This is a genomic window from Nonomuraea sp. NPDC049758 (assembly GCF_040674635.1).
Lineage (GTDB): Bacteria > Actinomycetota > Actinomycetes > Streptosporangiales > Streptosporangiaceae > Nonomuraea.
On the sequence record NZ_JBFAMZ010000004.1, the window covers coordinates 97452 to 116185 of the forward strand.

At 71.9% G+C, this 18734-nt stretch carries 17 protein-coding genes; 10 read left to right on the forward strand and 7 right to left on the reverse strand.

All coding sequences use genetic code 11. The features are described from left to right. The first annotated feature begins 204 nt into the window (after positions 1–204). From AB0J46_RS11845 to AB0J46_RS11865, 5 genes are all read left to right on the forward strand, one after another. Entirely contained in the window at positions 205–2499 is a 2295-nt protein-coding gene (locus AB0J46_RS11845) for a hypothetical protein (RefSeq protein WP_364329857.1), read from the forward strand. A 70-nt stretch (positions 2500–2569) separates the two neighbouring features. After that, complete coding sequence (locus tag AB0J46_RS11850; protein ID WP_364329860.1) at positions 2570–3775, forward strand: DUF418 domain-containing protein; 1206 nt, start codon at positions 2570–2572, stop codon at positions 3773–3775. Between the two features lie 75 nt (positions 3776–3850). Beyond that, on the forward strand, positions 3851–4189 hold the full coding sequence (locus AB0J46_RS11855) for a winged helix-turn-helix domain-containing protein (protein WP_352351957.1): 339 nt from the start codon (positions 3851–3853) through the stop codon (positions 4187–4189). Further along, the gene (locus tag AB0J46_RS11860; protein WP_352326042.1) at positions 4189–4455 is read left to right on the forward strand and encodes a hypothetical protein; all 267 of its coding nucleotides are present in this window, start codon (positions 4189–4191) and stop codon (positions 4453–4455) included. Before AB0J46_RS11855 ends, AB0J46_RS11860 begins: the two co-directional genes overlap by 1 nt. A gap of 9 nt (positions 4456–4464) precedes the next feature. Further along, positions 4465–5439: an NAD(P)-dependent alcohol dehydrogenase gene (locus tag AB0J46_RS11865; RefSeq protein ID WP_364329864.1), complete on the forward strand. Its 975-nt coding sequence runs from the start codon at positions 4465–4467 to the stop codon at positions 5437–5439. Here the strand turns inward: AB0J46_RS11865 and AB0J46_RS11870 are convergent. Continuing rightward, complete coding sequence (locus tag AB0J46_RS11870) at positions 5429–5893, reverse strand: DUF2867 domain-containing protein (protein ID WP_364329867.1); 465 nt, start codon at positions 5891–5893, stop codon at positions 5429–5431. The two genes, AB0J46_RS11865 and AB0J46_RS11870, sit on opposite strands and share 11 nt — an antisense overlap. 52 nt (positions 5894–5945) lie before the next feature. On the opposite strand from AB0J46_RS11870, the gene AB0J46_RS11875 reads away from it, so the two are divergent. Further along, complete coding sequence (locus AB0J46_RS11875) at positions 5946–6521, forward strand: TetR/AcrR family transcriptional regulator (RefSeq protein WP_364329870.1); 576 nt, start codon at positions 5946–5948, stop codon at positions 6519–6521. A gap of 70 nt (positions 6522–6591) precedes the next feature. Here AB0J46_RS11875 and AB0J46_RS11880 read toward each other — a convergent pair whose 3' ends face one another. The 4 genes from AB0J46_RS11880 to AB0J46_RS11895 all read right to left on the reverse strand — a co-directional run bounded on the left by AB0J46_RS11880 (position 6592) and on the right by AB0J46_RS11895 (position 11061). After that, positions 6592–7371, reverse strand: a complete 780-nt coding sequence (locus tag AB0J46_RS11880) for a class I SAM-dependent methyltransferase (protein ID WP_364329873.1) — start codon at positions 7369–7371, stop codon at positions 6592–6594. Positions 7372–7772: 401 nt separating this feature from the next. Then, positions 7773–9164 (reverse strand): xylan 1,4-beta-xylosidase, encoded by a 1392-nt coding sequence (locus AB0J46_RS11885; RefSeq protein ID WP_364329876.1) that lies wholly within the window; start codon positions 9162–9164, stop codon positions 7773–7775. A 90-nt stretch (positions 9165–9254) separates the two neighbouring features. Next, positions 9255–10007, reverse strand: a complete 753-nt coding sequence (locus AB0J46_RS11890; RefSeq protein ID WP_364329879.1) for an SDR family oxidoreductase — start codon at positions 10005–10007, stop codon at positions 9255–9257. A 16-nt stretch (positions 10008–10023) separates the two neighbouring features. Beyond that, positions 10024–11061, reverse strand: coding sequence for a phosphotransferase family protein (locus AB0J46_RS11895; RefSeq protein ID WP_364329882.1), 1038 nt, complete (start codon positions 11059–11061; stop codon positions 10024–10026). A gap of 157 nt (positions 11062–11218) precedes the next feature. Between AB0J46_RS11895 and AB0J46_RS11900 the strand changes: the two genes are divergently transcribed. Continuing rightward, entirely contained in the window at positions 11219–12301 is a 1083-nt protein-coding gene (locus AB0J46_RS11900; RefSeq protein WP_364329885.1) for a GNAT family N-acetyltransferase, read from the forward strand. Then, positions 12298–13428 carry a DegT/DnrJ/EryC1/StrS family aminotransferase gene (locus AB0J46_RS11905; RefSeq protein WP_364329888.1) on the forward strand — a complete coding sequence of 377 codons (1131 nt, stop codon included), beginning with the start codon at positions 12298–12300 and terminating at the stop codon, positions 13426–13428. Before AB0J46_RS11900 ends, AB0J46_RS11905 begins: the two co-directional genes overlap by 4 nt. Here AB0J46_RS11905 and AB0J46_RS11910 read toward each other — a convergent pair. Beyond that, positions 13400–14119 (reverse strand): hypothetical protein, encoded by a 720-nt coding sequence (locus AB0J46_RS11910; protein ID WP_364329891.1) that lies wholly within the window; start codon positions 14117–14119, stop codon positions 13400–13402. The two genes, AB0J46_RS11905 and AB0J46_RS11910, sit on opposite strands and share 29 nt — an antisense overlap. Positions 14120–14160: 41 nt before the next feature. Beyond that, the gene (locus tag AB0J46_RS11915; protein ID WP_364329894.1) at positions 14161–15555 is read right to left on the reverse strand and encodes a PLP-dependent aminotransferase family protein; all 1395 of its coding nucleotides are present in this window, start codon (positions 15553–15555) and stop codon (positions 14161–14163) included. Positions 15556–15626: 71 nt separating this feature from the next. Between AB0J46_RS11915 and AB0J46_RS11920 the strand changes: the two genes are divergently transcribed. Both AB0J46_RS11920 and AB0J46_RS11925 read left to right on the forward strand, forming a co-directional pair. Then, positions 15627–16265 carry a pyridoxamine 5'-phosphate oxidase family protein gene (locus AB0J46_RS11920; protein WP_364329896.1) on the forward strand — a complete coding sequence of 213 codons (639 nt, stop codon included), beginning with the start codon at positions 15627–15629 and terminating at the stop codon, positions 16263–16265. An 85-nt stretch (positions 16266–16350) separates the two neighbouring features. Beyond that, entirely contained in the window at positions 16351–18696 is a 2346-nt protein-coding gene (locus tag AB0J46_RS11925) for a protein kinase (RefSeq protein ID WP_364329899.1), read from the forward strand. Positions 18697–18734: the final 38 nt, after the last annotated feature.

An 18734-nucleotide genomic window follows, 5' to 3' on the forward strand; every position in this document is an offset into this window, starting at 1 on the left:
GGGAGCGCAGGCGCATCCGGCGCGGACGCCGCCCGTGCCACCGGTGCCGGTGCGTCCGGTGCGGATGCCGCCCGTGCGGCCGACGCCGGTACGTCCGGTGCGTCCGGTCCGCAGGGCAGCGGGCCCCAGAAGGCCGGTGCTGTCGTCGACGGCGAGGGTGATGGTGACGGCAGGACCGTTGCCTTCCGGGCGCCTGCTTCCCGGGTGGCCGATGCCGGTGCCGTCGCGGCGTCCGGGGTCGGGGCTCCGGTGGTCGAGCGCGCTCCGGCGGCTTCCGGTGACGGGCAGGTCGTGGGCGGCCCGCTGGGCGACGATGGCGCGCCCGTGGCCGCGGGGCAGACGGGCCGGACCGCCGGCGGGCGGGTCGGGGCGCTGGTCGCCAGCGCGCCCAAGTGGCTGCCCGTCGTCCTCGTGCTTGAGGGCCTGCTCATGTACATCCTCGCCCTGCGCGTGCCCCCGGGCCCGCTGTGGGGTGTGGACCCGGAGAACATCAACGGCCTGGGGCTGATCTCGGCGCTGCCGGCGACCGCGTTCGTCGCCCTCCTGATCATGATCGTGTCGTTCTTCGTCACGGTCGCCCAGAGCACCGACCGCAAGTTCCTGCTGCTGTTCCAGATCGCCGCCATCACGTTCGCCCTGCACGGCGCGGGCGCCCTGGTGGCCACCGAGCCGCGCTTCCCCACGGCGTACATCCACGCCGGTTTCGTGGAGTTCATCTCCAGGACGGGCGAGACGGCGATCAGCATCGACGCCCGCATGGGCTGGCCGGGCTTCTTCGCGTTGTTCGCGTTCGTCACCAAGGCCGCCGGCATCACCGACATGACGACGATCCTGCAGTGGACGCCGCTCCTGTCGAACCTGCTCTACCTGCTCCCGTTCGTCCTGATCCTGCGCCAGGTGGTGGCGACGACGCGGGCCCGCTGGTTCGCGGCGCTGCTGTTCATCCTGGTGCAGTGGATCGGACAGGACTACTTCTCGCCCCAGGGGTTCACCTTCGCCCTGTATCTGGCGTTCGTGGCGATCCTGTTGCGCTGGTTCGGACGGGTGGAGCCGCGTACCAAGCCGGTCCCGCCCAAGGGGCTGCGCAAGCTGCTGGGCAAGCTCGACGCGATGACGCCCGGCGAGATCGTGAACACCGGCACCTACCGGGCCGACAAGCTGCTGATGCTGCTGATGTTGCTGGCGTTGTTCTTCGCGTCGGTGGCCTCGCACCAGATCACGCCGTTCATGATGCTCGGCGTGGTGACCGCGTTCCTGATCTTCAAGCGGACCTCGCTGACCTGGGCGCTGCCGTTCTTCCTCGGTCTCGTGACGCTGGCGTGGATCAGCTACATGACGGTCGGGTTCTGGGCGGGCCAGATCGACGCGATCTTCGGCGGCCTGGGCAAGATCCTGCAGAACATCGGCAGCGCCACCTCCGACCGCGTCGAGGGCAGCGACCCGGCGCACGCGCTGGTGTTGCAGGCGCGGCTCGGCATCCTCGGGGTCATCCTCTCGCTGGCGGCGGCCGGACTGTTCCGGCGGCTGCGCCGCGGGGTGTTCGACCGGTCCGCGCTGATCCTGCTGTGCGTGCCGGTGCTGGCGCTGGGGCTGCAGAGCTACGGCGGCGAGATCGGGCTGCGCATCTACATGTTCGCGTTGCCGGGCTCCTGCCTGCTGGCCGCCTACGCGTTCTTCCCCAACCTGCCGGCCGACAGCGCGGACGTGCGCGAGGAGACCGTGCCGCTGCGCAGGCGGAACGTGCGCTTCAACCCCGAGCTGACCAGGAAGATCTCGGTCGTGCTCGCGGCCTGCTTCGCGGTGCTGTTCGCCTTCGCGTTCCTGCTGGCCCGGTACGGCAACGAGAAGTTCGAACGGGTCACCACCGGCGAGGTCGCCGCCCTGCACTACGTCTACGACCACGACAAGCCGAGCGCCAAGGTGCTCTACCTGGTGCCCAAGGAGGGCCCGGAGGTCACGCCCACCTTGCCGTGGGGCGAGCGGGACGTCGAGCTGGTCAACTTCGGCGTCCAGGCGCGGGTGTACAAAGACCCGACGCAGATCGCCGACGCGGTGGCCAAGCTGAAGGAGCAGCCGCGCAACTCGTACCTGATGGTGAGCCGCGGGCAGGTCAGCTACCTGCAGCTCAACGAGGGCTTCCCGGAGGACTGGGGGCAGCGGTTCCGGGCCGCGCTGGACGCCTCGCCCGACCTGAAGAAGGTCTTCTCCAACGACGACGCCGCGCTCTACACCTGGAAGAAGTTCGTGAAGGGCACGGAGATCCCCGATCCCAACCCCTACAAGGGACGTGGCGACCCCACCTCGCCGTGGACGCCCGTCGGCATCGGGGCGCTGGTCGTGACGTGGGTGGCGCTGTTCGGCTACGAGGTCATCGGGCTGAACGGGCCGAACCGGGCACGACGGGCGCGCAGAGGCCTGATGTTCCTGGCCATTCCGGCGTTCTTGATCTCAATAGCAGTGATCGTGGAGAGATTTATCCACATCGCACTAAATAACTGAATTCACAGGAAACGCTAAGGTTTTGCGGGATGATGTAGGCCTGATGAGGACACAGGAGACACTTCCCGCCATGCCCGATGCACGACTCGCGGCCGCGAGGATCACTTCTGTGGACGCCCTGCGCGGCTTCTCGCTGCTGGGGATCCTCGTCGTCAACATCGCCTTCCTGGCCTCCGGTTACCGGATGGCCGGGATGGCGGAGCCCGGCTTCGACTCCTCGCTCGACTGGGTCGTGCGCTGGCTCGTGACGCTGTTCATGGAGAACAAGTTCTACCTGCTGTTCTCCTTCCTGTTCGGCTACAGCTTCACGCTCCAGCTCGACTCGGCCGTCCGGCAGGGGCGGGCGTTCGTGCCGATGTTCCTGCGCCGCCTGGGCGGGCTGCTGCTGATCGGCCTGGCCCACGCGGTGCTGCTGTTCCCCGGCGACATCCTCACCACGTACGCGTTCGTCGGGATCGCGCTGCTGGTGCTGCGCCGGATCGGCCCCAAGACCGCGATCGTGCTGGCCGGGCTGCTGACCCTGGTGCTCGCGTTCGGCTTCCTGATGCTGGCCCTGCTGGCGATGGTCGGCCTGGACGCCTCCGGCACGGTCGCCGAGGGCACCGCCGAGGCCGCCAGGTCCGACACCGCCCTCGGCGGGGTGTTCTGGCAGATCATCTCCGAGCACATGCGCAAGCTGTCGCTGATCGTCCTGCTGCGGGTGCTGTTCCAGGGGCCGGCGGTGCTGGCCGCGTGCCTGATCGGGCTGGCGGTCGGCAAGCTGGGCGCGCTGCGGAACCTGTCGGCGCACAAGGTGGCGCTGCGCAGGCTGCAGTGGACCGGGTTCACGGTCGGGCTGGCCGGCGCCTTCGTCTACACGCAGTCGGCCTGGAACGGCACGGTGAACAAGTTCCTGGGCGAGGCGATCGACCTGGTTACCGCGCCGCTGCTGGCCGCCGCGTACGCGGCCACGTTCCTGCGGGTGCTGCCGTACCTGCCGCGGGTGGGCCGGGCCCTGGCCGCCCCTGGACGGATGGCCCTGTCGAACTACCTGGGTCAGTCGCTGATCTGTTCGCTGATCTTCACCGGTTACGGCCTGGCCCTGGTGGACCGGGTCAGCCCCGCCATTGAGGTGCTGATCGCGCTGGCCATCTTCACCGTCCAGGTGCTCTACAGCCACTGGTGGCTCAAGGGACACCGGTACGGGCCGGTGGAGTGGGTGCTGCGCTTCCTGACGTACTGGCGCAGGCCCACGGGCGAGCGGGACAAGGCTCCCGACTCCGCGCAGACCGTCTGAAATCTTCTGCCCAAAGACCTCCTGGGCGAGGTACGCTCTCATGTGTAAGGAAAATCTTTCACGTGACGGGAAATCATGACCGATGCCGGGCCGACCGGTGACGAGCTGGTCGAGATGCTGGCGGCGCTGGGCAACCCCCTGCGGGTGCGCATCGTCGCGACCCTGGCCGCCGGCCGCGACTATGTGAGCCATCTGGCCCGCGAGATCGGCGTCAGCCGTCCGCTCCTCCACATGCACCTGCGGCGGCTGGAAGCGGCCGGCCTGATCGTCGGCACGCTGGAGCTCTCCGAGGACGGCAAGGCCATGAAGTACTACGAAGTCACCGACTTCGACGTCCACCTCACCGCAGCGGCGCTGGCCGAGGCGGCCAAGACCCTCACCGCGCCCGACCCGGAGCCCAAGGAGCGCCCCTGATGCCCACCGCCTGGCCCGAGGTGATCTTCATCCTCGGCGTGCTGCTCGTGACCGGCTTCCTGATCTGCCTGGTCATCGTCGGCCTCTTCGACTTCCGCAAGGCGAAGCTGGAGGCCCTGCAGAAGGACGACCTGCGCCGGCTCGTGCACCGGTTCGAGCAGCTCGCCGAGAACACCCTTGACGCCCAGCAGCGCTCGGCCGCCGACCTGGCCGAGCTGCGCGCCCGCACGGCGTCGATCGAGCAGATCCTCAGAACCGTCGAGTAGGAGCGTGCCATGAAGGCCATCCGTTACGCCGCCTACGGGCCGCCCGAGGCCGTCGTCGAACTGCGCGAGGTCGATCCGCCGCCGGTCGGCGACGACGACGTGCTGGTCCGGGTGCGGGCCGCGGCCGTCAACCCGGGCGACTGGCACTTCGTGCGCGGTCTGCCGTACGTGATGCGGGCCGTCTCCGGGCTGCGCCGCCCCACGTTCGACGGGCTCGGCATGGACCTGGCCGGTCAGGTCGAGGCGACGGGCCGCAACGTCACCCGGCTGAAGCCCGGCGACGAGGTGTTCGGCCACTTCCGGGGCGCCTTCGCCGAGTACGTCGCCGTCCCCCAGGACAAGGTGCTGCTGGAGAAGCCGGCCGGTTCGACGTACGAGCAGGCGGCGGCCGTGCCGCTGGCGGCGCTGACCGCCTACGAGGCCCTGGCCACCAGAGGCGAGGTCAAACCGGGGCAGAAGGTCCTGGTCGTCGGCGCGGCGGGCGGGGTGGGGACGTTCGCGGTGCAGATCGCCAAGGCGCTGGGCGCCGAGGTGACCGGCGTGTGCAGCGGCGGCAAGGCGGAGCTGGTCGCGTCCTTGGGGGCCGACGAGGTCATCGACTACACCAGACAGGACTTCACCCGCCACACCGGCCGGTACGACGTCATCCTCGACAACGTCGGCGACCGGCGTCTCGCGGACTACCGGCGGGCCCTCACCCCCACCGGCGCCTACGTCCCCAACGGGGGCTCCGGCGGCGGGTCGCTGCTCGGGCCGGCCGGGCGCATCCTGCGCGTGCTCGTGACCAAGCCGTTCGTCCGGCAGCGCCTGGTCAACTTCGTCACGGCCGCGGACCGGGACACGCTGGCCGCCGTGCGCGGGCTCGTCGAGGCGGGCCAGGTCGTCCCGGTCGTCAGCCGGACGTACCGGCTGGACCAGGTGCCCGAGGCCATCGCCCACGTCGAGCAGGGCCACGCCACGGGCAAGGTCGTCGTCACCCTCTAGGCGCACCCAGGCGGCGCTGGGCGGAGCGGAGCATGGCCCGGACGACGATGGGGTGCACGAGCCGTACCGGCCAGAAGTAGAGCCGGCCACGCCGGCCCTTCAGCCGGACGGTGGTCGTGACCCGCACGAGCCGGGCCTCGCGATCGACCCCCACCCCGCAGCGGAAGTCCAGGTGCCGGTCGTCGGCCGCGATCAGCGCCTCCTCCCCCTCGATCCGGGCGACCCGGAAGACGTCGCGCGGCGCGCGCGGGATGCCGACCAGCGGCACGACCGCCTGACGCAACCACAGGCCCGCGGCGATCCAGCGGGGCATCGACCTGATCGAGAAGACGGCCTTCGCCCAGGCCCGCGGGTCGTCGGTCGCGCGCGGCGGCAGCACGCCGACGACCACGTCGGCGTAGTCGGGCGCGGGCATGTCGTCCAGGGCGGACGACCAGTAGACGGGTGTTCTCATGACGCCTCCATACGGTGCCGTATGGTGAGGACTATACGGTACCGTATGGCGAATGGCGCAAGGGGGCCGGATCACGGCGGAACAGTGGGTGGACGCGGCGTACGCGCGGTTCACCAAGATCGGGCTGGACTCGGTGCGGGTCGAGGCCGTCGCCCGCGACCTCGGCACCACCAAGGGCTCCTTCTACTGGCACCACGCCGACCGCGGCGCGCTCGTCCGGGCGGTCATGGAGCGCTGGGAGGCCGAGGAGACCGAGCACATCATCGCGGCCGCCTCCGCCGAGGCCGAGCCGCGCGCCCGGCTGCGCGCCCTGTTCGGCACGGTCGCGGCCCGCGCGGGGCGGCGCGGCGGCGAGAGCCGCCTCTACCTCGACGCCGAACGCGAGGGCGTCGCCGACATCGTCACCCGGGTCACCCGCCGCCGGGTCGACTTCGTCGCCGGGCTCCTGGTGGGGCTGGGCTTCGACGAGGAGGAGGCGGAACGGCGGGCGCTGCTCGCGCTGGCGGTGGTGCTCGGCCTCCAGCAGCTCGAACGGGGCACGCGCCCGCACATCGTGCTCGACCAGGCGCTCCTCACCGAGACCGCCTTCACGATGGCCGTCACGCCGCCACCCGCCCAGGGCGAGTGAGGGCCGATCGCGGAGGCCCGTCAGGGCCGCGTCGGGCCGCCGCTGGGCGGTCCGGGCGGGCTGCCTGTTGTCAGGAGTCTGGGCCGTTGCGCTGGAGTTCCAGGAAGTCCTGGTCGCAGCTCAGGCGGTAGCCGTCCGGGGTGCGGAAGTGTTCCTGGAGGTAGGCGGCGACCTCGTCCATGGCGGGCGGCTGCGACAGCGGGACGACGTTCAGCATGAACTGCGCGACGGCCAGGGCGGTCTCCAGGTCGGGCATGGTCACGGACGCCGGATCGGTGCTGATGCCGATCTCCCACTCGGTGCCTGCGGTGGCGGCGAAGGCGCGTCCGAGGGCGTCCAGGTCGTAGCGGTGGCCGGTGAAGCGGCGCATCAGGCGCATGCAGTCGCTGTCGGGGTTCTGCATGACGACCACGACGAAGCCGCCCTCGGCCGTCCAGGAGGCCAGCCTCTGGAGCTCCCGCAGCCAGGACTGCTGCGGCAGGTAGTACAGGACGTGCGCGCACAACACCAGGTCGGCGGTCTCCTCCGGGTCGGCGGTGGCGATGTCCTGACCGAGGATCGTGGCCTCGGGACACCGGCGGGCCAGTTCGGCCCGCAGGTGCTCGTTCGGCTCGATGGCGATCGTCCGGTCGAACCTGGGGGCCAGCCACGCGGTGGTCTCGCCCGTCCCCGCACCGGCGTCGATGAGCGTACGGCGGTGGGGCAGCCGTCCCACGACCCGGGCCAGTTCTTCGCGGGCCCGGATCTTCTGGTCGGTGTGGGCCAGGAAGGTGGCGAAGGCGGCGTCGTAGGCCGCGCTCATCGGGTCGAGGATGTGCACGATGGGCGGCTCGGCGTTGCTGTCGGTCATCACGGTCCCCGGCATCACAAGTCGGTCACTTTCAGCTTATGGAGCACCACTCTACGTTCATGGGTGTCGGGATCGGTGAAGCGGTGGACCGTGCCGGGCGGCTGCCCGGGGACAGGCTCGGGGGTTGTGAAGCCGGGGGCAGGTGGGGAGGGCCTGGGTGCGGGCTCGGGTGTCAGGAGTCGCGGGGTGCGGGGCGAGGCAGGCTGGGGGCAGGCCGGCGGGTGAGGGCGATGCCTCGGCTGAGGGGCTTTCGTGGGTGTTCGACGCGGGGTGACGGTGTCGTGGTGTCGGCGCAGGAGGCCGGCGGCGAACGCGGGAGGCGAGGGCGGGCTCCAGCAGGCCCACCCGGTAACCAGGCAACGGGCTGGGTGGACCATGGGCGCCGAAGGCGTCGGGTGCCGTCAGGCGCCGCCTCTTCCCGCCCACTTGATCTCGTACGCCCCCAGCGTCACCGCCTTGCCGTCCACCGTGGCCGTCACCTCCCGGTCGGACGTGTTCACCATGACGACCTGCTGCTCCTGCGCCAGCACCTTCACCTTCGGGTCGGACGACGTCACCGCGCTGTCGAGCCGCGCCCCCGCCGGGAACCACCGGGTGAACCCGCTCAGCAACCCAGCCATCGGCATCTCGTCCCCCCGCCCGGGCGCCCAGAGGCAGCCGTCGCACTGACCCGTCCCCTTCACCTGCGGGTTCCAGTACAGGGCGGTGGTGACGCCGCTCCTGGCGAACTCCATCATCGCCGCCGCCTGCACGGCCGTGCGCCGCTCCTCGCTCCACCCGGAGTTCTCCGGCTCGACGTACCACTCGGCCCACCAGACAGGCAGGTCGCCGCTCTTCTCCCGCAGCCACTTCGTGATCGCGCCGAACTTGCCGAGCGCGCCGAAGTCGTCGGGAACGTTCCCCTTGTCGGTCGTCATCGAGGCGCCGTCCACGACGATGAAGTCGGCGCCCTTCTTGTGCTCGATCCAGTACTCGATGGCGTCGAGCGCCCGCTGGTCGACGGTCCCCCACGGCCCCTTCAGCTCGGACGGCCCGCCGCCCGAACCGCTCTCGATCGGCATGTACGGCCCGCCCACCTTGATCTGCGGGTCGACCTTCTTCAACGCCGTGTAGACCTTGTTGTAGAGCTGGGTGTACCCCTCGGCGTCCCAGCGGTTGGTGGAGGGGTCCCAGAAGCCCTTGAACTCGTTCCACACCATGTAGTACTTGACGGTCGGGTACTGCCGGGCCACCCGCGCGGCCAGCTTGGCGTAGTCGTCGAAGTGCTCCGGCTTGGGGGCGACGGTGTGGTTCTTGCTCCAGTCGGTGCGTCCGGGCTGCCCGCCCTTCATCCAGTCGGGCGCGCAGCACAGGGTGATCACCGGCACCGCCCGCGACGATGCCATGAACGTCAGCCGCCGGTCGAGGTCGCGGAAGCTGAACTGGCCGGGGCTCGGCTCGGGGTTGCCCACGCCCCAGCCCATGATGTGCTGGTTCTGCAGCATCGGCACCCGTCCGAGCATGCCCCTGGCCTGTTCGACGACCGGGCGCGGCTCGGTCTCGGTGCTGTACTGCGTGTGCGTGATGCCCCACCGGGGCCAGTCGTGGAGCACGGGCGGCTGTTCGAGCCGCGGCGGCGCCTGGGTGGGCCCGACCTCGGCCACCTCGCCGCCCCTGAAGCCCTCGCGGGGGCTCGACCGCATGCCCGCGTAGACCATGATGCCGACGACGAGCACGACCGCGAGGACGCCGGCCCCCAGGGCGATCGGCCATGGCGACCGTTTGCGCGCGTGTCTGCCCTCGGTGGGAATCACGGAACGCTCCTTACCATCACGCAACGTACAAAGGCCAGGCAGTGCCCGGCCCTTATGACGGTAATCGTTCCGCTTGCAGCAGACTTGCTGTCAATCGGAAGCGGGTGGGCGCTGACCGCCCGCGGGCCCGGGAACCCCCGAGTAACGGTACGGCACCGGCTGCCTGCCCGGCTGCACGACGAGCAGGGTGCCCGGCGTCTCGGCGTAGAAGGCGGACTCGACGGCGGCGGCGACGTCCTCGGCCGTGAGCAGCGGGAATCCGGCGTCGACGAACATCTCCCGCGCGGCGGCCACCAGCGGGGTGTCGGTGAATCCGGGGCAGACCGCGTTGATCCGGATGTTCTGCTGGGACAGCGGCTCGGCCAGCGCCCGGACCAGGCCGACGACGGCGTGCTTGGTCATGGTGTAGATCGGGTCGCCGGCGAAGGCCACCAGCCCGGCCAGCGAGGACGTGGCCACGATCGCGCCGCCGCCCGACCTGGCCAGCAGCGGCACGCTGGCGCGCACGCCGAAGACGACGCCGTCCACGTTCACGCCGACGATCGCGCGGTAGCGCTCCAGGTCGAAGTTCGCCAGGTCGACGCCCCCGGAGATGCCGGCGTTGAGGTGCACCAGGTCGAGGCGGCCGTACCGCTGCTCGGCGAGCGCGACTGCCTCCAGGGAGGCTTCCTCGGTGCTGACGTCGGCGGCCAGCCACGCGCCCTCGACCTCCTTGGCCACCCGCTCGACGCCCTCGCCGTCGCGGTCGACGAGGACGCACTTCGCGCCGCCCGACGACAGCCGCCGGGCCACCGCGGCCCCGATGCCGCTGGCCGCTCCGGTGATGAGTGCAACTGTGCTCATGGGGCTCCTTGCGGGGTCAGGGCTGGTCGAGCATGCGATGGGCGCGGGAGATCAGCGTCGGCACGGCCGCGCCGATGCGGTCGAACCCCTCCCCCACGGTCTTACCCTGCTTGAAGCGGGCGTGGATACCCTCCACGATCACCGCCAGCTTGAAGTTGCCGAAGGCCACGTAGAACCCGAGGTCCGAGATGTCGCGGCCGGAGACCTTGCCGTAGTGGGCGGCGAACTCGGCGGCGTTCATGAACCCCGGCGCCACCGTCACGTCGCCCGACACGGGGATGCGGGCCCGTTCGTCGTCCCCGCGGTCGTGCCAGTACGTCAGCGTGAGCCCCAGGTCGGCCAGCGGGTCGCCGAGCGTGGACATCTCCCAGTCGACCACGGCCATGATCTCGATCTCGGCCGGCGGCGGCGCCAGGCGCACCAGCGTGTTGTCCAGCCGGTAGTCGCCGTGCACCAGGGTGCTGTCGGACGCGGCGGGCAGCCGTTCGCGCAGCCGCCGTACGAGGCTGTCGTAGTCGGGCAGGTCGGCGGTCTTCGACCGTTCCCACTGCTGGCACCACCGGTCGAGCTGCCGGGCCAGGTACCCCTCGGGACGGCCGAAGTCGCCGAGCCCCGCCTCGCGGTAGTCCACGGCGTGGATGGCGGCCAGCACCTCGGCCAGCCGTTCCGACAGCCGCCGCGTCTGGGCGGGCGTCGGCCGCCCCAGCTCGTCCTTGGTCTGGACGGCGGCGCCGGGCACGTACCCCATGACATAGAACGGCGCCCCGACCACCTCCTCGTCGGCGCAGAAGGCGACGGGCTCGGGCACCGGGACGGGCGTCGGCGCCAGCGCGGAGATGACCCGCCACTCCCGCCGCATGTCGTGGGCGGTGGGCAGCACGTGACCCAGCGGCGGCCGGCGCAGCACCAGCCGGCGCTCGCGCGCCTCCACCAGGTAGGTCAGGTTCGACCTGCCTCCGGAGATCAGCGAGACGGACAGCGGCTCCCCGGCGTCCGGCACGTTCCTGCCCAGCCACGAGACCAGCCGCGGCCAGTCGATCCCTGGTACCGTCATGGACACACATTAGAACGCCACTCGGTCCTGAAAGCCAGCTGAGAGTTGCATAACAGTAGGCCCGGCACATCCCAGGCATGGACGCCCATCCTTTAACCTGGCCCTACACCTCTGACCGCATGCTGGTCAGGTTGTGGTAAGCCGACAGTAGGAGCCCATGCGCGTCACCGTTGCCCACCCTCGCGATCTGGGACAGCCCGAGCTCAGCCGATGGCGCGCCCTGCAGGAGTCCGACGCCGCCTTCGACAACCCCTTCCTGTCCCCGGAGTTCACGATCACGGTGGGCGAACTCCGCGACCTGGTCCGGGTGGCCGTCCTGTACGACGGGCCGGACATCGTCGGCTTCTTCCCCTTCGAACGCCATCCGCTGGGCATCGGCAAGCCGGTCGCCGCGGGGCTGACCGACGCCCAGGGTCTGGTCCACGCCAAGGGCCTCGACCTCGACCCGCGCCGGTTGATCAAGGACTGCGGGCTTTCGGTCTACGAGTTCGACCACCTGGTCTCCGGCCAGCCGCTGCTCGACGGGCGGCACACCACACACCCCTCGCCGATCATCGACCTGCGCGACGGCTGGGGCCCCTACACCGAGACGTTGCGCGCCCGGTCCGGCAAGACGTACAAGTCGACCCTGGCCAAGTCGCGCAAGCTGCAGCGCGAGTCGGGGCCGCTGCGCCACGACTACGCGATCGCCGAGACCGGGCCGCTGCACACGCTGCTCGGCTGGAAGACCGACCAGTACCGGCGCACCGGGCGCACCGACCGGTTCTCCCAGCGGTGGATCGTCGAGCTGGTCGAGCGGCTGCTGGCCACCCGGTCCGACAGCTTCGCCGGCGTCCTCGACATGGTCTACGTCGACGACGTGCCGGTGGCCGGGCACTTCGGGGTGCGCACCCGCACGACGCTGGCCGGCTGGTTCCCGGCCTACGACACCGCCTACGCCAAGTACTCCCCCGGGCTCATCCACCACCTGGCGATGGCCGAGGCGGCCGCCGCGTCGGGCGTCCAGGTGATCGACATGGGCCGGGGTGAGAAGGAGTACAAGGAGAAGCTCAAGAACGGCGAGCTGGAGGTGGCCGAGGGCCGCGTGGCCAGGGCCGGCGTGGCGGCCGGGGTCCACTGGATGATGCGGGTGCCGGTGCGCAAGACGCGCGCCACGGTGATGGCCAATCCGCTGCTGCTCAAGACCGCGGACAAAGCGTTGAAAACTTTTGGGCGATTGCGTACCGTCCTACAAGGGTGAGACTCATCGCGGAGCGCACCGGGCGGCACTGCCTGTGGCTCCCATCCAACCGCCTCGGCCTCTACCTCGCGCTGCGCCACTGGTGCCTGCCGGGTCAGCGGCTGCTCATGTCTCCGGTCTCGGCCGACGAGATCCTCTTCCTCGTGCTGGCGGCCGGTCTGCGCCCGGTGATCGCACCGCTGTCCCCGCGTGACGGCAACATCGACGTCTCCCGCGTCGACCTGTCCACGGTGGACGCCGTCCTGACGACGAACCTGTACGGCCTGCCCGACCAGGTGTCCGCCTTCGCGGGGAAGATCCTGATCGAGGACGTGGCGCACGCTCTGGAGACCGCTCCCGGCGGGCGCCCGCTGGGCACGTTCGGCCAGGCGGGGGTCTTCAGCCTGTCCAAACATCCGGGCGCGGGCTCGGGCGGCGTGCTCGCGGTGACCGACCGCGCCGACCTCGAAGCGCTCGAACGCGCCCGCGACGAGCTGCTCGTCCCCGGCGCGCTGCGCGCCGACCTGTTCAGCGTGGCCACCTCCATGGCCCGGCAGGCGGCGCTCAGGCTCGACCTCGTCCGCCCGGCGCTCGCGCTCATGCGCGCCCTCGGCATGCAGGAGGAGCGCGAGGGATACCGCATCGCCCTGGAGCCCGACGCGCTGGAGCTGGCGCTCAAGCAGGTGCCCGCGCTGCCGCCGTTCGACCCGTGGGTACGCGCCGACCTGGCGGCCTACCGCGCCCGGCGGGGGCGGCTGGTCCGCTGGTACCAGTCCAGGCGCCTGGCCAAGGTGCCCGGCGAGCGGGCGCGGCGGCTGGCCGGGATCGCCCGGCTGGCCGAGCTGCCCACGGTGGCGCCCGCCGTGCTGGACAACCTGGACCAGCCGCTGTTCCGCGTCCCGCTGCTGGTGCGCGACAGGGACGCGGCCGTCGCCGCGCTGGAGCGCCGCGGGGTGGCCACCGGCTACCTGTACGACCCGCCGTACGACGAGTACGCCCTCGGCTTCACCGACGCCTCGCCGGACCCGGGCCCCGCGCGCTGGTGGGCCCGGCACGTGCTGCCCGTCGACCCGCTGTACGCGGCCCGCTCGCTGCCCGTCCTGCGGGGTCTGGAGCCGCCTATGTGGGGTCCGCGCGAAGCAGTCTGAGGAACGCGCGCAGCCCGGTGATGATCTCCTGGTTGTCGTTGAGGCCGTCCACGGTCTCCTCGAAGCGGCGGGCCATCAGTGTGATCCGGCGGTCCAGGTCGTGGTCGGCCCGTTCCAGGCCGGCCCTGGTGGCCGCGAGCTCGCCGCCGATCTCCTCGGCCTGCCGGGTGAGCCGTTCGGCGGCGGCGGACAGCGCCTCGACCTGGTCGCGCAGCGCGATCACGTCGAGGCGCGGGTAGCGGACCTCGCGTCCCAGCGTCCTGACCCGCTCGCGCAGGTGCCCGACGTAGGCCCCGGCCGGGCGGAACGCGGTGGCCAGCAGGTAGAACCCGGCGAAGTAGTAGCCGATCTGCCGCCCGGAGAAGAACGTGACCACCGCGACCACGACGGCCGAGACCACGTGCCCGGCGACCGCGAGGACGAGCATGCGGCGGGCGATCGTCCTGGCCTCCTCCTCGCCGCGGGCCGGGACGTCGATGCCGGTCTCGCGGGAGACCTCGATGTCGCGCACCACCTGCCGGGCGGCGAAGGACAGGTTCCACGGGAAGGTCAGCAGGACGACCAGCCAGACCAGGCAGATCGCGCCCAGGCCCAGCGACAGGAGGGTGGACAGGGGCACGCCCGCGTACAGGACGAGCCAGGCGGTGACCGCCGCGGCGATCAGCGAGGCCGGCAGGAGCCAGGGTTTCATGCCCGCCACCCTGCAGGCGGCGGCCCGGCGGGCACCAGCGCTCAGATACTCAATCCGGTCTGAGCATCCCGGATCAGCCCGGCCAGCACCGCGCAGCCGCGCCGGACGTCCCTGAGCGAGGCCGAGCCGTAGCCGAGGACCAGGCCGTGCAGGCGGGCGCGGTCGTGGTGGTGGCGGTCGGCGGGGTCGAGCAGCACGCCGCGTTCCCTGGCCCGCTCCACGACCGCCTGGACGTCGCCCGCCGGCAGCTCGGCCAGCACGTGCAGCCCGGCGGTGTCGCCGCGCAGGCGGCAGACCGGGCCGAGGATCTCCACGACGGCGGCCCGGCGGCGGGCGTACTCCAGGCGCATCCTGCGCAGGTGGCGGTCGAGGTCGCCGCGTTCCAGGAGGGTGGCGACGGCCTGCTGGACCGGTCCGCTGGTGCGGTCGGAGACCGCGGCGCGGAGGGCGGCGATCCGGCTCACCAGGTCGGGCGTGCCGACCAGCCAGCCGACGCCGACGTCGGGGGCCAGCGTCTTGGACAGCGAGCCGAGCAGCACGACGCGGGTGGGGTCGAGACCGTAGAGGGCGGGCAGGGGGGCGACGTCGTAGCGGAACTCGGCGTCGTAGTCGTCCTCGACGATCGTGGCGCCGGTGCTCCTGGCCCAGGACAGCAGGCGTTCCCGGCGCGGGATCGGCAGCCGGCCGCCCAGCGGGTACTGGTGGGCCGGGGTGGTGTAGAGGACGCGCAGGTCGCGGGGCAGGTCGTCGACGATCACGCCGTCCTCGTCCACCGGGCAGGGCACGACCTCGGCGCCCCTGGCCGCGAACACCGTGCGGGCCACGTGGTAGCCGGGGTCCTCGACGCCCGCCCGTCCGCCGCCGGCCAGCAGGGCCAGCGCGCACAGGTCGAGCCCGTTGCCGGTGCCCCTGGTGACCAGGACGTTCTCGGGGCCGACGGCCATGCCCCTGGCCCTGCGCAGATGGTCGGCGAGCAGCTCGCGCAGGCGCGGCAGGCCGTGCAGGTCGGGCGAGTCGCCGGGCGGCAGCTCGCCGGCGCTGCGCCAGGCCCGCTTCCAGGCGGCCCGGTCGTAGTCGCGCACCCAGGGGTCCCCGGGGCGCAGGTCGATCCACTCGCCCTCGGGACGGCGGGCGGGCGGCGCCGGTTCGTACGGGCTCTCGCGCGGCGGGACGTGCGACTCCATGGCCGCCACGAACGTGCCGGACCCGTGGCGCCCCTCCAGCCAGCCCTCGGCGTAGAGCTGCTGGTACGCCTCGGTGACGACCGTCCGGCTCACCTTGAGCTGGTCGGCCAGCGCCCGCGTGGACGGCAGCCGCTCGCCCGGCGCGAGCGCGCCGCCCATCATGGCGTGCCGCAGCCAGCCGGCGAGCTGGGTGGTCAGCGGGACGGCCGAGTCGCGGGACAGGGATACCGGCAGGTCAATGTGGGTGCGCACGAAAGTGGTCTCTAGGAAGGGTCGGTTAGTGGCCCTACAGGATAGGTCCACTTCGCGATTAGCGTCGAATCATGCTCTCCTCCACCCCGCGCACGGCTCTCGGCCGAGAGAAGCACCGCGGCAGCACCGACCGGAACGATCTCTACGACGTGCTCGACAGCGGGCTCGTCTGCCATCTCGGCGTGGTGACCGACGGCCATCCCATGGTCGTGCCCACGGGTTACGGACGCATCGGCGACACCCTCTACCTGCACGGCTCCACCGGCGCGCGCTCGCTGCGGGCCGGCGACGGCACCGAGGTGTGCGTCACCGTGACCCACCTGGACGGCATCGTGCTGGCCCGCTCGGTCTTCAACCACTCCCTCAACTACCGTTCGGCGATCGTCTACGGCCGGGCCCGGCTGGTGAACGACCCCGACGAGCGGCTGGCGGCCCTGCGGGCGCTCACCGAGCAGCTCGCCCCCGGCCAGTGGGACTACGTCCGGCCGCCCACGCGCAAGGAGCTGGCCGCCACCGCCGTGCTGGCCCTGTCGCTGGCCGAGGCGTCGGTCAAGATCCGCAGCGGGGCGCCGGAGGACGAGGAGGAGGACTACGCGCTGCCGGTCTGGGCCGGGGTGCATCCGCTGGTCACGTCCTGGGGCGAACCGCAACCGGATCCGGCACTTCCAGAAGGTATCGATATACCGGTTCACATCCTCCGTCGGGAGTAGTTCCATAAATCCGGAACCACCTGGCAAACCCGACTCCTTGATCACGCGTCTCATCAGGTGGGCCGGCTCCTGATGGGAGAGGGCGATGGAGTGGAGTGCTCCCGGTTACACGGAGATCAGACAGCTCGGCGCGGGCGCGAGCGGGCGCGTCGTGCTGGGCGTGCACGACGAGACGGGCGTGAAGGTCGCGATCAAGTACCTCTCCGAGGCGCTGCTGCGCGACCCCGCCGCCCTGTCCCGCTTCCAGGCCGAGGCGCGGGTGCTGACCTCGCTGCGCGACCCGAACATCGCCACGATGTGGGAGTACATCCAGGAGCCGAACGGCGCCTGCATCGTGATGGAGCTGGTCAACGGCGTCTCGCTGCGCGCCCTGCTGCGTGAGAACGGCACGACCGAGCCGGAGGCGGCGCTGGTCGTGCTGAAGGGCTCGCTGCTGGGCCTGGCCAGGGCCCACGCGTCCGGGGTCGTGCACAAGGACTACAAGCCCGAGAACGTGCTCGTCCGCGACGACGGGATGAGTAAGCTGGTGGACTTCGGCGTCGCGGTGCCGCAGGGCACGGCCACGCATCCGGAGGGGACGCCGCCGTACATGGCGCCGGAGTTGTGGGCCGGCCGGCCCGCCTCGCCGGCGACCGACGTGTACGCGGCCACCGCGGTCTTCTTCGAGTGCCTGACCGGGCACCGGCCGTACCGGTCCACCGAGCCCAGCGTGCTCGGCTACCAGCACGTGCACGCGCCGGTGCCCTTCCACGACGCGCCCGAGCCGGTCCAGGAGCTCGTCCGGCGCGGCCTGGCCAAGGAGCCGCGGGACCGGCCGCCGAGCGCCCTGGCCTTCGTCGAGGAGCTGGAGGCCACGGCGCGGGCCGCGTACGGCGAGGACTGGGAGGAGCGGGGCAGGCGGCGCCTGGCCGCGCTGGTCGCCCTGCTCGCGCTGCTCCTGCCGGCCCCGCCGCAGCCCACCCCCGAGGTCACCACGTCCCTGGCCAGGACGGTCTTCCGCGGCCTGCGGTCCAACGCGGTGCGGGTGGGCATGGGCACCGCCCTGGTGGCGGTGGTGACGGTGGCGGTGGTGGTCGCGCTCGCCGCCCGGCGGCAGCCTGCCGAGCAGCCGGTCGGCGCGGCCGTCGCGGTGCCGCCGGCCACGACGGAGGCGGTGACCGCGCCGCCGAGCACGGCCGAGGCCGTGCTCGCGCCGCCGGCCACGCCCGAGGCGACGCCGCGGACCTCTCCCGAGGGGCCGCCGTCGCCGGCGTCCTCGCCCGAGCTGCTGCCGCCGCCGACGACCTCCAGGCCGCCCGTCGCCACCCGGGCGCCGCGCACGCCGACGGCCGGGCCCACGAGGAAGCCGACCAGGACCGCCACGCCGACGCCCTCCCGGACCCCGACGCCGTCCCCCACACCGACGCCCACCCCGACGCCCACCCCGACGCCGACGCCCGTCGCGACCGTTCTCGGGGTGAGCGTGGGTGACGTCACGGTCGACGGCGACGGCGTCGCGCGCGCCTCCGTCACCGTCCGGACCGCCGGGGGCGCTCCGGTCGACGCCACCGGGACGTGGACCGCGCCGGGCGGCGAGGGCCACGTCCAGCGCCTGCGGCTGAGCGGCGCGACGTCCTACACCCGCGCCTTCACCTGGGACATCGGCGAACGGCCGTGCGGCGGGACCGTCACGCTGACCGTCGTCACCTCCCCCGCCGCGCCGGGCGGCGCCCGGTCCTCCTCGGCGCCGGTGCCGGCCTGCCGGACGCGGGTGAACGGGCTGTTCGTCTCGCTGGCGATGCCCGAGGCGCCGGGGCTGACCGCGCGCGCCCGGGTCGGCGTGACCGCGGACGGCACCGGCGAGATCCCGGTCGAGGCCGCGTTCGCGGTGGACGGCGAGACCGTCGGCACCCGTACGGCGAGCCTGTCCGGCCGGACCTCCTACTCCCGCGTCTTCACCCATTCCTTCCGCGCGCGCCCGTGCGGCTCCACCCTGTCGGTGCGGGTCCGCGCCGGCGACCGCGTCCGGACCGCCCGGGTCGAGGTCACCTGCCCGCCCGCCGTGCGACGGGTCTCGATCGTCAGGGCCGGGCTGAGCGAGGGCGGCCTGGTGGCGACCGTCTCGGTGGTCACCGCCGACGACCGGCCGGTGACGCTGGACGTGGGGTTCCTGCTCGGCGGCGAGCCGGCCGGCTCGGAGCGGGTCACGCTGTCCGGCGACACGACGTACACGAGGACAGTGAGCCGGGCGCTCAGGACCGTCCCGTGCGGCACCACCTGGACCGTCACGGCGAGCACGACGCCGGAGCCGGCCGGCGGCCCGGACCGGGCGAGCGGAAAAACCCCAGAATGCCCCAGAGAGACACCCAAGCCAGAAGAAACCCCAAAACCACAGGAAACGCCCAAACCGCAGGAATCCCCACAATCCGATAAGCCCGGCACGGTGGACTAACCTCGCAAATTCGGCCATATCGGCATATCGGTGGTGGG

Bases quoted from the DNA above. Each gene is read 5' to 3' on its own strand.
- AB0J46_RS11850 (WP_364329860.1), top strand. From the start codon at position 2,570: ATGCCCGATGCACGACTCGCGGCCGCGAGGATCACTTCTGTGGACGCC.
- AB0J46_RS11855 (WP_352351957.1), top strand. From the start codon at position 3,851: ATGACCGATGCCGGGCCGACCGGTGACGAGCTGGTCGAGATGCTGGCG.
- AB0J46_RS11860 (WP_352326042.1), top strand. From the start codon at position 4,189: ATGCCCACCGCCTGGCCCGAGGTGATCTTCATCCTCGGCGTGCTGCTC.
- AB0J46_RS11865 (WP_364329864.1), top strand. From the start codon at position 4,465: ATGAAGGCCATCCGTTACGCCGCCTACGGGCCGCCCGAGGCCGTCGTC.
- AB0J46_RS11870 (WP_364329867.1), bottom strand. From the start codon at position 5,893: ATGAGAACACCCGTCTACTGGTCGTCCGCCCTGGACGACATGCCCGCG.
- AB0J46_RS11875 (WP_364329870.1), top strand. From the start codon at position 5,946: ATGGCGCAAGGGGGCCGGATCACGGCGGAACAGTGGGTGGACGCGGCG.
- AB0J46_RS11880 (WP_364329873.1), bottom strand. From the start codon at position 7,371: ATGACCGACAGCAACGCCGAGCCGCCCATCGTGCACATCCTCGACCCG.
- AB0J46_RS11890 (WP_364329879.1), bottom strand. From the start codon at position 10,007: ATGAGCACAGTTGCACTCATCACCGGAGCGGCCAGCGGCATCGGGGCC.
- AB0J46_RS11895 (WP_364329882.1), bottom strand. From the start codon at position 11,061: ATGACGGTACCAGGGATCGACTGGCCGCGGCTGGTCTCGTGGCTGGGC.
- AB0J46_RS11900 (WP_364329885.1), top strand. From the start codon at position 11,219: ATGCGCGTCACCGTTGCCCACCCTCGCGATCTGGGACAGCCCGAGCTC.
- AB0J46_RS11910 (WP_364329891.1), bottom strand. From the start codon at position 14,119: ATGAAACCCTGGCTCCTGCCGGCCTCGCTGATCGCCGCGGCGGTCACC.
- AB0J46_RS11920 (WP_364329896.1), top strand. From the start codon at position 15,627: ATGCTCTCCTCCACCCCGCGCACGGCTCTCGGCCGAGAGAAGCACCGC.
- AB0J46_RS11925 (WP_364329899.1), top strand. From the start codon at position 16,351: ATGGAGTGGAGTGCTCCCGGTTACACGGAGATCAGACAGCTCGGCGCG.